Source organism: Plantactinospora endophytica (assembly GCF_016862915.1).
In the GTDB taxonomy this organism is placed as follows: Bacteria; Actinomycetota; Actinomycetes; order Mycobacteriales; family Micromonosporaceae; genus Plantactinospora; species Plantactinospora endophytica.
Window position 1 is genome coordinate 289,091 of record NZ_BONW01000001.1, and the last position, 13,675, is coordinate 302,765.

13 protein-coding genes and 1 tRNA gene are annotated in these 13,675 nt (G+C 71.9%); 6 read left to right on the top strand and 8 right to left on the bottom strand.

Annotation, left to right across the window (positions count from 1 at the left end):
* The first annotated feature begins 168 nt into the window (after window positions 1-168).
* Entirely contained in the window at window positions 169-1,752 is a 1,584-nt protein-coding gene (locus Pen02_RS41470) for a pectate lyase family protein (protein ID WP_239139865.1), read from the top strand.
* Window positions 1,753-1,889: 137 nt separating this feature from the next.
* Here the strand turns inward: Pen02_RS41470 and Pen02_RS01250 are convergent, their stop codons facing one another.
* Entirely contained in the window at window positions 1,890-2,981 is a 1,092-nt protein-coding gene (locus Pen02_RS01250) for an ABC transporter ATP-binding protein (RefSeq protein ID WP_203864001.1), read from the bottom strand.
* 318 nt (window positions 2,982-3,299) lie between these two features.
* Here Pen02_RS01250 and Pen02_RS01255 point away from each other — a divergent pair.
* Window positions 3,300-3,376: transfer RNA gene (locus tag Pen02_RS01255), tRNA-Thr, on the top strand.
* A 209-nt stretch (window positions 3,377-3,585) separates the two neighbouring features.
* On the opposite strand, the gene Pen02_RS01260 is transcribed toward Pen02_RS01255, so the two are convergent.
* A complete protein-coding gene (locus tag Pen02_RS01260; RefSeq protein WP_203864002.1) occupies window positions 3,586-3,921 on the bottom strand; it encodes a hypothetical protein in 336 nt (111 codons plus the stop codon).
* A gap of 157 nt (window positions 3,922-4,078) precedes the next feature.
* Window positions 4,079-4,639 carry a TetR/AcrR family transcriptional regulator gene (locus Pen02_RS01265; protein ID WP_203864003.1) on the bottom strand — a complete coding sequence of 187 codons (561 nt, stop codon included), beginning with the start codon at window positions 4,637-4,639 and terminating at the stop codon, window positions 4,079-4,081.
* Window positions 4,640-4,756: 117 nt separating this feature from the next.
* Between Pen02_RS01265 and Pen02_RS01270 the strand changes: the two genes are divergently transcribed.
* Entirely contained in the window at window positions 4,757-5,722 is a 966-nt protein-coding gene (locus tag Pen02_RS01270) for an oxidoreductase (protein WP_203864004.1), read from the top strand.
* A gap of 21 nt (window positions 5,723-5,743) precedes the next feature.
* On the opposite strand, the gene Pen02_RS42425 is transcribed toward Pen02_RS01270, so the two are convergent.
* From Pen02_RS42425 to Pen02_RS01285, 3 genes are all read right to left on the bottom strand, one after another.
* A complete protein-coding gene (locus Pen02_RS42425) occupies window positions 5,744-6,373 on the bottom strand; it encodes a hypothetical protein (protein ID WP_275413541.1) in 630 nt (209 codons plus the stop codon).
* A gap of 160 nt (window positions 6,374-6,533) precedes the next feature.
* Entirely contained in the window at window positions 6,534-6,842 is a 309-nt protein-coding gene (locus Pen02_RS01280; protein WP_203864005.1) for a hypothetical protein, read from the bottom strand.
* Window positions 6,843-6,845: 3 nt separating this feature from the next.
* Window positions 6,846-7,670: a hypothetical protein gene (locus Pen02_RS01285; protein WP_203864006.1), complete on the bottom strand. Its 825-nt coding sequence runs from the start codon at window positions 7,668-7,670 to the stop codon at window positions 6,846-6,848.
* A 211-nt stretch (window positions 7,671-7,881) separates the two neighbouring features.
* Between Pen02_RS01285 and lhgD the strand changes: the two genes are divergently transcribed.
* Both lhgD and Pen02_RS01295 read left to right on the top strand, forming a co-directional pair.
* Window positions 7,882-9,072 (top strand): L-2-hydroxyglutarate dehydrogenase, encoded by a 1,191-nt coding sequence (gene lhgD, locus Pen02_RS01290; protein ID WP_203864007.1) that lies wholly within the window; start codon window positions 7,882-7,884, stop codon window positions 9,070-9,072.
* Window positions 9,073-9,148: 76 nt separating this feature from the next.
* On the top strand, window positions 9,149-9,385 hold the full coding sequence (locus Pen02_RS01295; RefSeq protein ID WP_203864008.1) for a hypothetical protein: 237 nt from the start codon (window positions 9,149-9,151) through the stop codon (window positions 9,383-9,385).
* Window positions 9,386-9,534: 149 nt separating this feature from the next.
* Here Pen02_RS01295 and Pen02_RS01300 read toward each other — a convergent pair whose 3' ends face one another.
* Complete coding sequence (locus Pen02_RS01300) at window positions 9,535-11,016, bottom strand: hydroxysqualene dehydroxylase (protein WP_203864009.1); 1,482 nt, start codon at window positions 11,014-11,016, stop codon at window positions 9,535-9,537.
* Window positions 11,016-11,516, bottom strand: coding sequence for an MSMEG_6728 family protein (locus Pen02_RS01305; protein WP_203864010.1), 501 nt, complete (start codon window positions 11,514-11,516; stop codon window positions 11,016-11,018). The genes Pen02_RS01300 and Pen02_RS01305 overlap by 1 nt, the downstream gene beginning before the upstream one ends.
* Window positions 11,517-11,632: 116 nt before the next feature.
* Between Pen02_RS01305 and Pen02_RS01310 the strand changes: the two genes are divergently transcribed.
* The gene (locus Pen02_RS01310; RefSeq protein WP_203864011.1) at window positions 11,633-13,669 is read left to right on the top strand and encodes an NAD-binding protein; all 2,037 of its coding nucleotides are present in this window, start codon (window positions 11,633-11,635) and stop codon (window positions 13,667-13,669) included.
* The last annotated feature ends 6 nt before the right edge of the window (window positions 13,670-13,675 follow it).

The following is a 13,675-nucleotide window of genomic DNA, read 5'->3' on the forward strand; positions in this document are numbered from 1 at the left end:
AACAGGTGCAGGTAGCGGCTCAACAGGTGCAGGTGGTGGCCGGCGATCGGCTCCGGTCGGTCGCCGGCCCCCTGCACAACCAGCTCGGCACACCGTGCACCGCGGTGGCCGTGGCTCCACCACCACCCCGTCGCGCAACGCTGCGCGCAAAGCCCAATGGAGGAAGAGGTGCGGAACGGAAGAACTCGTCGCGGCCTGCTGGCCGCGGCCGGCGCGGGCGTACTCGCCGTCGCGCTCACCGTCGGAATCATCACCAACCCGGCCCAGGCGGCCACGCTGTACTCGGACAACTTCGACGACGGCAACGCCGACGGGTGGTCGAAGTCGGGCGGTGACTGGGCGGTCGCCACCGACGGGTCGCCCGCGTACCGGCAGGCCAACTCGGGCAGCGAACTGGCCCGGGGCTTCGCCGGGGACAACGGCTGGACGAACTACCAGGTCCAGGCCCGGGTCAAGCCGCTGTCGTTCAACGGCGCGAACCGGGTCGTCGCGATCGCCGCCCGGGCGAACAGCGCCACCCGGATGTACCGGCTGGCGCTGCTGAACGCGAACCGGGCCGAGTTGCAGGCGGTCAACGGCAGCGCCATCACGGTGCTCGGCTCGGCGTCGGTCTCCGTCGCCACCGGTAGCTGGTACACCCTGCGGCTGGTGGTCAACGGCAGCACGATCCAGGGCTTCGTCAACGGTACCCAGGTCGGCTCGGGCAGCAGCTCGGCGCAGACCGCCGGCCGGATCGCCCTGGTCACCGTCTTCGCCAGCGCGATCTACGACGACGTCAGCGTCGACACGGTCGGCTCGCAGCCGCCGACCAACCCGCCGACCGCCACCACCCGGCCGCCGACCGGCCAGCCGACGACCCCGCCGTCGACGACCGGGCCGCCGGTGCCGCCGCAGACCGGGCTGGTCGGCTGGGCCACCCAGAACGGCGGTACCTCCGGCGGCGGCAACGCCGGCGCCACGACGGTGACCAGCGCCTCGGCGCTGACCAGCGCGGTCGGCTCCAGCAGCGCGGCGGTGATCCGGGTCTCCGGCACCATCTCCTGCTCCGGCATGCTGCGGGTCCGGTCCAACAAGACCATCCTCGGCGTCGGCGCGAACGCCACCATCTCCGGCTGCGGCTTCACGATCAACGGCGACCGCAACGTCATCATCCGCAACCTGAACTTCCGGGGCTGGGACGACGACGCGATCAACGTCGAGACCGGGGCCACCAACATCTGGGTGGACCACAACAGCTTCACCGACGGGTACGACGGTGCCGTCGACGTGAAGCGCGGCTCCGACTTCGTGACGATCTCCTGGAACCGGGTCTACGGGCACGACAAGTCGATGCTGCTCGGCCACAGCGACGACAACGCCAGCCAGGACGTCGGGCACCTGCGGGTCAGCTACCACCACAACTGGTTCGACGGCTCCGGAACCCGGCACCCCCGGGTACGGTTCGGCAACCCGGTGCACGTCTACAACAACTACTACTACAACAACGAGTACGGCGTCGCCTCCACGATGAACGCCGGGGTGTTGGTCGAGGGGAACTACTTCGAGAACGTCGACGAGCCGACCCTGGTCGGGTACGCCGACTCCGACCCCGGAGCGGTCGTGCAGCGCAACAACTACTTCGTCGGCTCCGGCTCACCGCAGAGCGGCGGCGGAAGTGTCGCCGGGATTCCGTACTCGTACCAGCTCGACAGTGCCAGCAGCGTGAAGTCGATCGTGACCAGCGGCGCCGGTACCGGCCGGATCGGCCTGTGACGGGCAGACTGCTGCCCTGACCGACGCCCGCCAGCGTCGCCCGGCACCGCGACGCTGGCGGGAGGTCCGGTGGAAAGCGATCGGGGCGGTCACCTCCGGAAGGAGGTGACCGCCCCGACGCGGTTGACGCTGCCGGATCAGATCCGGTTGCCGGTGACGGCGTGGAAGGCGTGGTTCCGACCGGTACGCGGCTTCACGTAGACGGTGTCGCCCATGTTCGGCATGTGCCGACGGTCGGTACGCACCACGAACCGCTCCGAGCTGCCGTCGATCGCGGCGTGGCCGTAGACGTTCGCGTCCGAGCCCAGGTCCTCGACCAGCTCGACGACGACGGCGAGACCGCCCTCGCTCTCCGAGACCAGGTCGCAGTCCTCGGGACGGAAGCCGACCGTCACCTTGCCGGTGCCGCCCTCGGCCTTGGCCGCCGCGACCTGCTCCCGGGTCAGCGGGATGGCCAGGTCGGCGAACATGGCGCCGTTGTCGGTCAGCGGAACGGTCTTGATGTTCATCGCAGGGGAGCCCATGAAGCCGGCGACGAAGACGTTCGCCGGGGTGTCGTACAGCTCACGCGGGGTGTCGACCTGCTGGAGTACGCCGTCCAGCATGACCGCCACCCGGTGGCCCATGGTCATCGCCTCGACCTGGTCGTGGGTGACGTAGACGGTGGTGACGCCGAGCTTGGCCTGGAGCGTCGCGATCTGGGTACGCGTCTGCACCCGGAGCTTGGCGTCGAGGTTGGACAGCGGCTCGTCCATCAGGAAGACCTGGGGCTCGCGGACGATCGCCCGGCCCATCGCGACCCGCTGGCGCTGACCGCCGGAGAGGGCCTTGGGCTTGCGGCTGAGGTAGTCCTCGAGCTGGAGCAGCGCGGCTGCCTCCTTGACCCGCCGGTCGATCTCCGACTTCGAGGTCTTGCGGAGCTTGAGCGCGAACGCCATGTTCTCGTAGACCGTCATGTGCGGGTAGAGCGCGTAGTTCTGGAAGACCATCGCGATGTCGCGGGCCTTCGGCGGCAGGTGGGTGACGTCCCGGGTGTCGATGTGGATCGAGCCGTCGTCGACGTCTTCCAGCCCGGCGAGCATCCGCAGGCTGGTGGACTTGCCGCAGCCGGAGGGGCCGACCAGGACGAGGAACTCGCCGTCGCCGATCTCCAGGTCGAGGTGGTCGACCGCTGGGCGCTCCGTACCCGGGTAGATCCGGGTGGCCTTCGAGTAGGTAACCGTAGCCATGGTGCAGCGCTTCCTTTCACCGGCAGGAACGTGCCGGACGATCCGAGTGAAAGTGCGACCGGCGCGTTGCCGTGCCGGTCCGTGGAGGGCGCCGGGGCAGCCGTGGGCAGCCGGTGTCATCCGCGTCACGCCACGGTAAACGGGTTTTTCTCACATGCCAAGGTGGGGCGGGGTTCCTGGGACGTATCCGACGAACATTTCGGGCATCTGGGCACGGTCCGCCACCATCCGTCGGCGCTGCCGTCCGGTGTCGGGTATCGGAATCGGTGCCGCCCATGGTAGGAGGGCATCTGTCGCTATGCTGACCACGAACATTGCGCCCCTGTAGCTCAGTTGGCCAGAGCACTCGCCTTGTAAGCGAGTGGTCGTCGGTTCGAGTCCGACCGGGGGCTCCAGCACCAGCCCGCCAGCGCAGACGTCGGTGAGTGGGTCCAAGAGCCTGATCGATTGATCCCGAAGACCACTCGCTTACCGCTGGGGCGGGCCCGGCCGTCGTCGCTGGGTCCACAGGCGCTGAGGCGTGGGCCTGGCCGATGGCGGCGACGAGTGGCCGCAGGGTCCAGCGTCGCCGGTGCGTACGTCCGATCCTCGGCCGGCTCCACTGTCACGACCGGGTACGGCGGTGCGGGATGATGTCTCTCCGCACCTTCGCGGCGACCATGCCGGAGATTCTCGGGTCGTGATCGATGAACATCGGGCGGAGTAGACCGGCGCGGAGCAGCAGGCCCCAGCCGGCGAGTAACGCAAGCGCTGCGACGCCGAAGAGGATCACGTTTGCCCAGACGGGCGCTGCGGGCAGGAATCCGATCTCGAATCCGAAGAACCAGAGGACGGTTGGAACGCCGACAAGGTTCGCCACCCGGAAGAGCCAGATCGCGACCCAGTAGGCCCGATTGGCGACGATGGCCTGAGCTTTCCGCTGCCAGGAGTCGGCCGTCATGACTGGATGGTGAGGTTTCCAGTCAAGCGGTCTGGGTGGCGGGGTGTCGGCCGCTACTTCAGCACCCACCCACGCCGGACGGTACACCGGTCGGGTAACCGCTCCACTACCTGATTGTGATCAATGCCCCCGTACTCCGTCACGATCGGGTGGCGGTTCAGGGGCGTAGGCCCTGGGTGATCACGGCGATGAGCGGGCGCAGGGATTCGGCGTCGCCGTCCCGAGAGAGGCAGCCGGTCAGCAGGGCTTTCACGTCGGCGTACCCGATGTCGGCGCGGACGGCGCCGGCGCGCTGGGCCTGGTCGAGCAGGTCGCGCAGCCGGCCGGCGACGTCGTACCCGGCCTCGGCGGCGACCCGGTCGAGGTCGTACCCGGCGCCGGCCAGCGCCTCGGCGAGCCCGCGATGGTTGGCGCCCTCCTCGATCAGGGCGCCGAAGAGGGCGAAGAACGCCGTACCGGGCTCGTGTGCCTCGGTCAGTTCGTCGGCGCGGCGCCACAGTGCCGCCACCCGGTCCAGCAGGATCGCCGCGAACAGCGACTCCTTGGTCGGGAAGTGCCGGCTCACGGTACCGGTGCCGACGCCGGCCCGCCGGGCGATCTCCTGCACCGGCACGGCCAGCCCCTCGCTGGCGAAGACCTCCGCCGCCACCCGGAGCACCCGGTCCCGGTTGCGTCGGGCGTCGGCGCGCAGCGGCCGACCGTCCTCTGTGTGCGCCATCGGGGGCGGGACCTCCACACGGATGGACAACCGGGATGGGCATCCCGTATCGTCGAGTTAACCGGGACGGTCGTCCCGATTCTAGCCGTCCCACCACCTACGAAACGGGGTAGGACCATGGCAGAAACCCTACGGCGGCGGCGGTGGACCGCTGCGGACGTGCCCGCCCAGTACGGGCGGACGGCGCTGGTCACCGGCGCCAACACCGGAATCGGCTTCGAGACCGCGCTGGTGCTCGCCCAGCGGGGCGCCACCGTCGTGCTGGCCGGCCGCAGCCCGGACCGGCTGGCCGGCGCGGTGGCCCGGATCCGCGCCGCCGTACCGGACGCGGAACTGCACAGCCAGCACCTCGACCTGGCCTCGCTCGACTCGGTGCGGCGGGCCGCCGAACAGCTCCGAAGCGACTTCGCCCGGATCGACCTGCTGGTCAACAACGCCGGCGGCATCCGACCCCGCTACGAGGTCACCGAGGACGGCTTCGAGGCCACCCTCGCCACCAACCACCTCGGCCCGTACGCGCTGACCGGGCTGTTGCTCGACCGGATGCTCGGGGTGCCAGGCTCGCGGATCGTGACGGTGAGCAGCATCGGGCACCGGCGGGGCCGGATGAACTTCGACGACCTGCACGCCACCCGTGGCTACCGCTTCCAGCACGCCTACTTCCAGTCGAAGCTGGCCAACCTGATGTTCGGCTACGAACTGCACCGCCGGCTCGACGCGGCCGGGGCCGAGACCGTCTCGGTCGCCGCCCACCCGGGCAACGCGCGTACCGAGTTCGGTCGCGACATGCACCCGCTCGTCCGGATCGCCATGTTGCCGCAGCTCCGGGCGGTCACCTGGTGGCTGATGCAGGACCCGCACCGGGGCGCCCTGGCGTCACTGCGGGCCGCGACGGATCCGGGGGTACGCGGCGGCGAGTACTACGGCCCACCCGGCCGGGCCCAGTTCACCGGCCACCCCGAACGGGTCGACTCCAGTCCGCTCTCCCACGACGTCGAGCAGCAACGTCGACTGTGGAGCGAGTCGGAGCGGCTGACCGGCGTCGCGTACCCGATCGGGGAGCCGGTCGCGCGACCGGCCTGACCGGGCCGCGGTGGTCGGCCGTCACGGGGTGGGGGTCTGCGGTGTTGGGTCGACCACGCAGGCGGCGATCTGCCGTGGCCCCTCGGGAGTGACGACGGCGAGGGTCAGCAGGGTCGTACCGGCGGGACAGGTCGGGCCCGGCGGCCCCGGCTCGCCGGACGGACCCGGGTCACCGCTCGGACCGGCGGGTCCCTCCGGCCCGGACGGGCCCTCCGGACCGGTCGCGCCGTCGGGGCCGGCGACGCCCGGATCGCCGTTCACCCCGGGCGGTCCCGGCTCGCCGGCCGGCCCCGGCTCGCCCTGCGCCCCGGGTCCACCGGGCGGACCGGGATCACCGGGTCGGCCGTCCCGGCCGGGCAGACCCGGCGGCCCCGGTGGCCCCTCCGGACCGGCCGGGCCCTGCGCACCCCGCAGGTCGGCGGGATCGACGACGCATTCGCCGCCGAGTTGGCGTACCTGCTGGCAGAGCTGCTCGGCGCCGGAGACGGCGGTCGCCGCGCGGCGCTGCTCCACGGCGGCCTGCCGGCCGAGCCGAGCCCAGGCCCAGCCGCCGGCCGCCGCGACCAGCGCGGTCGCCACCACCACGATGACGAGCCGGCGCCGGATGCGTCGGTCCATCCGGCGGCGGAAGGTCTCCGTCTCCTCGGTCATGGCGTCTCCTCGCTGCGCTCCCGCTCCGGCCACCCGCCGTGCGGTCAGACCGAAACGGCGTCAACCTCGGCGGTCACACCGGAACGTGGCTGACCTCGCCGGTCGCACCGAAATGTCGTCAGCTTTGGCGGTCCCGTCGGAACGTGGTCGGCCCCGGCAGTCAGGACGGAGCGTCCGGGCGGTAGCGGTGCAGTTCTCGTTCGACGAGGGCGAGGGCGTCCTCGGCGGCCCGCCGTGCCCGCCGGGCCTCGTCGACGGCCTGCTGCAACCCCTCGGCCCGCTGCTCGGCCGCATCGGTACGGCGTGCGGCCTCGTCCGCGCGCTTCTCGGCACGGTCGATCGCCTCCTGGTACTCCTTGCGGTCGGCCCGGTTGGCGTTGAGCAGGTACGCCACGATCGTGACGAGCAGGCCCCCGACACCGACGGCACCGAAGCCGCCGGCCGGGAGAAAATTCGCCAGTTCGCCCACACGTCAGCTCGCCGGGGTGCCCAGTTTCGCCGCCAGTTCCGCCGCCCGTTCGCCGAACGCGTGCTTCAGGGCCGCCGCGACGTCGTCGATGTCGCGCTGGCCCAGCCCGGCGAGTACGCCGTCGACGATGGCCTTCTCGTCGGTGGTGTCCCGACCGACGGCGTCGAGCAGGGTGGCCTGGTCGACGGTCAACTGCTGCACCCGGGCCAGCAACTGCTGGATGCCGTTGTCCGCCATCACCTTCGTCTTGGTACGGGTGGCGATCTTGTCGATCGTCGCGTCGTCCACGTCTTCCTCCGTCGGGTCGCCGAGCGCGATCGCCAGGATCCGCTCCATCACACGTCTGTCGGCGCAGCAGCGCCGGTCGAGGGTCAGGTGCCAGTGCCACAGATGGCTGGAATCGCTGCTGGCGGCCCGGTTGCGTACGTTGTCCCAGCCGTCGACGACCTTGTCGCCGTCGACGTTGCCGTAGAACTCGCGTACCTCTTCGAGCGTGCCGGTGCGTACGGCGGTGTAGATCCGTTTGCACTGCGCGACCATCTCGGCGGCCGAGCCCGGGGTGAAGTCGACCCCGGCGACGTGCCGCTGCTGCACGGCGGTCAGCCCGGCCTGCACCGTGTACGTCCGGGAGGTGCAGTACCTGGACTTCAGAATCCACTCCTGGGACCGGTGGGCTCCCCGCAGATGGTTGTTGTCACCCTTGTTGCCGAACGCCCCCCGAGGGCGCCTGGTACGCCGGCACAGTTCGTCGCCGAGCCAGTCCAGTTCCGGCGTGACGAGTTCCCGTGCCCACCACGATTCAGTCTGTAATTGCGCATAGGTCGGCATCGGACCTGCCTATTGTGAATAGTTATCTAGAATTGGGGCGATCCAGACCAGTATTGATATTTGTCGTGACTTGCCGGGTTGAGGAGGAAACAGTCGCCAACCCGACAGTGTCGTACCGGGACACGCGCTGGTCGCGGCACATGTCCAGGCGCCCCGCCGGGCGGGTCGGCACATACGATCGGGCTCCGATGCCAGCGGCCGGGGAGCGCGGATGACCAGGTACGTGATCGTGGGCGGCGGAATCCTCGGGCTCGCCGTGGCGCACCGGCTGCGTACCGAGCGTCCCCGGGACACGGTGACCGTGCTGGAGAAGGAGTCCGGCTGGGCCGCCCACCAGACCGGGCACAACTCCGGGGTGATCCACGCCGGGGTCTACTACAAGCCCGGCAGCCTCAAGGCGACCCTGTGTCGGGCCGGCAGCGAGTCGATGGTGCGGTTCTGCGCCGAGCAGGAGTTGCCGTACGAGATCTGCGGCAAGCTGATCGTCGCGGCCGAGGCCGCCGAACTGCCCCGGCTGCACGCGCTGCACGAGCGGGCCGTCGCCAACGGGCTGCCGGTCACCCTGGTCGACCCGGTCGAGGCGGCCGAGTACGAGCCGCACGTCGCCGCCGTCGCCGCGCTGCGGGTCGCCTCGACCGGCATCGTCGACTTCGGCGCGGTCTGCCGACGACTTGCCGAGCTCCTCGCCGAGAACGGTGCCGAACTGCGCCTCGACACGATGGTCACCGGAATCCACGGCCGGCCCGGCGGCGTGACCGTCAGCACCAGCGCGGGTGAGCTGACCGGGGACGTACTGGTCAACTGCGCCGGGTTGCACGCCGACCGGATCGCCCGGCTGGCCGGCATCGACCCGCCGGCCCGGATCGTGCCGTTCCGGGGCGAGTACCACGAGCTGGTCCCGGAGCGGCGCAAGCTGGTGCGTGGACTGATCTACCCGGTACCCGACCCGCAGTTCCCGTTCCTCGGCGTGCACCTGACCCGGATGATCGACGGCACCGTGCACGCCGGACCGAACGCCGTGCTCGCCACCGCCCGCGAGGGGTACTCGTGGCGCCGGTTCGACCCGCGCGACGTGTGGGAGCAGGTCGGCTACTCCGGACTGTGGGCGCTGGCCCGCCGGCACCACCGGTACGGGCTGACCGAGGTGCTCCGGTCGCTGTCCCGGAAACGGTTCGCGGCCAGCCTCGCCCGGCTGGTGCCGGAGGTGACCGAGGCCGACATCGTCCCGGCCGGTACCGGCGTACGCGCCCAGGCCGTACGCCCGGACGGCGCACTGGTGGACGACTTCCTGATCGTCGAGGCGGACCGGCAGGTGCACGTACTCAACGCGCCGTCGCCGGCCGCGACCAGCTCGTTCGAGATCGCCCGGCACATCGTCGACCGGCTGCCCGCCGACCGGTGACGGGCAGGCCGCCATTACGGTCAGTCACCGTATCGGGTGATGGCGATCGTGGACCTGTGCCGGTGACAGTGGGCGGATGGACCGCCCCGGTGTCGCCATCCTGCTCGTCGGAGTGGCGTTCGGCCTGTTCGCGGGCACCGCGTACGCGGTGGCGCGGCGGGCCTGGGTGGACTACCGGAAGACCAGGGCCACCCTGCCGGGGCTCCGGAAGACCGCCTGGACGGTGACCCGGATCGCTACCAGCCGTGGTGGCATCGTGTTGCTGATCTGCCTGGCCGCCGTCGGCTGGGCGGCCGTCGGCGGACAACGCTGACCGCAGCCCACCCCGCCCCGGCAGCAGCACGCACGGCGAGGCCGCTGGCAGCCCTGATCCGTGACGAGTTGGGCGCGGAGCGACCAGTTGGACGGGCCGGGGTGCCGATCGGTCCGGGGTCACAGCCGGGCGGGGGACGGCGGCGGGTGTCAGGATCGGCGGTGCCGGCGGGCCAGCAGGCCGTGGTGGGGGATGGTCCGGATCGGTGTGGTGGCGGCGCCGGCCCGGCGCAGGATGTGGTTCGCGGCCAGCATCCCGGTCAACGCGGCCCGCTCCAGCAACGCGCTGGGCAGCTCGGTCCGGATTCCGTCGCCGGCCAGGTAGAGCCGGTCCGCGTCGGTGCGTACCCCGGGACGGTCGGCGGAGTCGCCGGGTCGGAACGCCGGGGCCTGCCGCTCGACCCGGCAGCGCAGGTCGCGTACCGGCAGGTCGGCCACCTCCGGCCAGAGCCCGGCAAGTTCGGCCAGCATCCGCCGGGCCAGCTCTGCGGCGGGTACGCCGTCAGGGCAGGCGTACGCGTGCAACTCCAGCACCGATCCGCCGGTCCGGGCGGCCCACTGTCGTGCCTCCGACTCCAACCGGTGGTAGAGGGTCACCGAGTCCAGGGTGGGTTGCCGGGACACTCCGCTGAACACCGCCCGGTCCGTCGCCACGTCCCCGGCCAGCCAGTACCGGGCCACCGCGTACGGCGGGCCGGTGCCGAGCCGGGCCACCTGCCCGGCGAGTACGGGTGCCCGGGCGGTCAACTCCGGCGAGCCGGCCAGCAGTGCGACCAGGGCCGGCGGATCCACGGCCAGTACGACGTCCCGGGCCCGGTACCGCGCCCCACTGCCGGTCTCCAGCCGCCAGCCGCCGCCGTCGTCGGGCACCACCGAGGTCACCGGCTCGTCGAGCTGGATCCGGGCTCCGTGCCGGCGCAGGTACTCGGCGAGCGGTTGCCAGATCGCCGACTCGTAGTCCCGGTCCGGCGCGTCGAAGGCGAGCCCCTCCGGATTGCCGAGGAAGTAGAAGTGGAAGTTGGCGACCAGTTCGGCGGCGGAGAGTTCGGCCTCGTGGTTGAAGAACGAGTGCGAGAAGACCTCGAAGAGCATCGCCCGGGCCCGGTCCGGCAGCCGCAGCGCGTCCAGCAGCTCCTCGGCGGTGGTGTGGTCGAGGTCGGCGTACGTGCGTCGCGGGTGGTAGGCGAGCAGCGGCAGCGCCGCCCGCCCGTCCATCCGGCGCAGATCCCGTAGCCGCAGGCTGGGGCTGCGGGCCAGCAGGGCGAGCAGGTTCCACGGCGGTCTCGCCGGCAGCCTGCCGAAGTCCTCGGCCGGCCAGTCGGCGTGCAACACCGGATAACCGGGTACCGGCCGGAGCAGGTCGAGCGCCGGGTCGATCCGGCGCAGGATCGCCCGGAGATTGTGGTACTGCCGGAAGAAGGCGTGGAAGCCGTGGTCGACCGGCTGGGCGGTGCCGTCGGCCAGCGTTTCGGCGCGGGTGTCGAGCCGGCCGCCGAGCCGGGACCGGCCCTCCAGCACGGTGACCCGTACGCCGCGTTCGGCGAGGACGACCGCTGCCGAGATGCCGGCGACGCCACCGCCGACCACCAGTGCGCTGGTGTCGCGGCGTACCCGCTCCGGCGGCCGGCGCATCAGGGCTGGCCGGACGGCGGGACCGGCGGGCGGCAGCCCGGGGGACGGTCGGAGGCGGGCCAGACGTACGGCACCTCGGGCAGGTCGCCGAAGATCGGTCGATAGTGGACGGGGTCCTTGCGGAGCAGCGAGGAGCGGTGGCTCAGGTGCAGGTCCTCCCGGCCGATCCACGGTGGCAGGTCACCGGCGGCGGCGAGTTCGGGCTGTCGGCGTACCTCGGTCAGGCCGCAGCCGGTGCCGAGATCGGTGACCAGGGTCGCGGCACAGGTGTCGGCCCGGCCGGTGGAGACCCACTCGGCGCAGATGTCCAGCCCGTACCGGACCAGCGCCTCCTCGTAGCCGGCCCACATCTTCACCGCCGGATGGTGCCGCCAGCCGTACCCGGGGCGGACCAGCCCGCGCAGCACCTGGATCGCCTCGACCCGCTGCTTGCCCAGGCGCAGCGGATCCAGGCTCCGGGCGGTCTCCCCGAAGTCCGGATAGGGCAGGAACGTCTGCATCCGGGTGCACTACCCGTGACCAGGGTTTGCATGCGTCGACACGCTGCGTGATTGTACTGTCCCGGCCCGTTTCCGGGCGGCCAACGCGTACTGATCACAGTGACTACCATCCGGGCATGGCGGATCTCTGGCGGACGCGAGCCCGGCGCGCGTTCGAGACCCGGTTGCGCGACGGCCTGCGGACCAACGGCGACCAGCGCCCGCACTACGTGGTGTGCGGCCAGGACGCGCTCGCCGTCCACCTGGTCGAGGAGCTGCTGGGCAACGATCCGCAGGGCGGCGGCGCGGTACGGGTCACGGTGGTGGTGCCGCACCGGCGCCGGCCGGACGGGCCGGACATCCGGACCATCCGCGGTGTCCGGGTGATCCGGTCGGACCGGCTGGACGAGGAGACGTTCCGCACGGCGGGGCTGGCCGGGGCGACCGGGCTGGCCCTGCTGCACCAGGACGACGTCGGCAACATCCACGCCGCGCTCTGCGCCCAGGAGGTCGAGCCGGACCTCCGGGTGGTGCTGCGGATGTTCAACATGAGCCTCGGCCAGGGGATCCGCCAACTCTTCCCGAACAGCGCCGTACTCTCCGACGCCTCGATGGCGGCGCCCGCGTTCGTGGCGGCGGCGCTCGGCGAGGTCGCACCGTCGTACTTCCGGCACGGCGGTCGTACCCTCTTCGTCGCGCCCCGGGCGGAGGTCCGGCCGGAGCAGGTGGTCTGCGGCCTGGCCGACACCCGGGACCCGCACCACCCGGTGGTGCTGCCCGCCGACCCGACCACCGCCGACCTGGTACTCGCCGAGGCGGACGGCCAGGTCGGGCAGGTCGGTCCGGAGCAGGCCACCCGGCGTCGACTGCTGCGCCGGCAGCGCTGGCGGCGCCGCCGGACCTCGGCCCTGCTCCGGGCGGTACGGTCGTTCGCCACCCGCAAGATCGGGATGGCCACCATCGCGGTGCTGGTCGTGGTGGTGGTGCTCGGTTTCCTGCTCTCGCAGGCCGAGCACACCGGCATCGGCGACGCGATCTACCTGACCATGGTGACCACGATCGTCGGGGCCGATCCGGACATCACCAAGGAAGCGCCGGCCCAGGTTCTCCAGGTGGTGCTGAACCTGGCCGGGCTGGCGCTGATCCCGCTGATCACCGCCGCCGTGGTGGACGGCATCGTCAAGGCCCGACTGGCGCTGGACGCCGGCCTGCTGCCCAGCGAGCGCAGCGGGCACGTCGTGGTGGTCGGGCTGGGCAACGTCGGTACCCGGGTGATGTGGCAGCTCAACGACCTCGGCATCGAGGTGGTCGCCATCGACAAGGACCCGGAGGCCCGGGGCGCTGCGGTGGCCCGCCGACTGAACATTCCGCTGATCATCGGCGACGCCGCCCGCGAGGAGACCCTGGACGCCGCCTCGGTCGGCACCAGCCAGGCCCTGGTGGTGGTCTCCACCGACGACGTGACCAACCTCCAGGCGGCGCTGAACGGCAGGGCGCTCCGCAGCGACCTGCGGGTGGTGCTGCGGCTCTTCGACGGCGACTTCGCGCAACGGATCCAGCGGACCTTCCGGATCGGCCTCTCCCGCAGCGTCTCGTACCTGGCCGCGCCGTCCTTCTCGGCGGCACTGCTGAACCGGGCGGTGATCGCCACGATCCCGGTCGCCCGGCACGCGCTGCTGGTCGCCGAGGTGCCGATCGCCGCCGGCTCGGCACTGGCCGGTCGGGAACTCGGGGTGGTCGGTCAGGCCGAGTGGGTCCGGGTGCTCGCGCTGACCGGGGCCGGCCAGCGGCGCTCCGAGTGGGCGCCACCGGCGGGGCACCGGCTCCGGCCCGGCGACGTGTTGACCGTGGTGGTCCGGCGGGCCGGGCTGAACCGGCTGCTCCGGGAGGCGAGTACGCCGCAGCCACCGCCGCCGCCGGAGTCCTCGGCCGGGTCGGCTGGTCGTCCGGCTGATCCGGCGGGACGACCGGGTGATCCGGCGGGGCGGTCCTCGGACCCGAGCCGGCCCAGCCGGCGTACCGTGCCCCGGCAGTCCGGCCGGTCGGCGACCCGCAGCGGTGAGCAGTCCGGCCAGCCGGGCCGGGCGGCCGGTACCCGGAGCCAGCCGACCCGTACGCCCCGGCGGAGCCAGCCGAATCCACCACCGATCCGGCGCCCCGAGCCCCCACAGTGAGCCCGC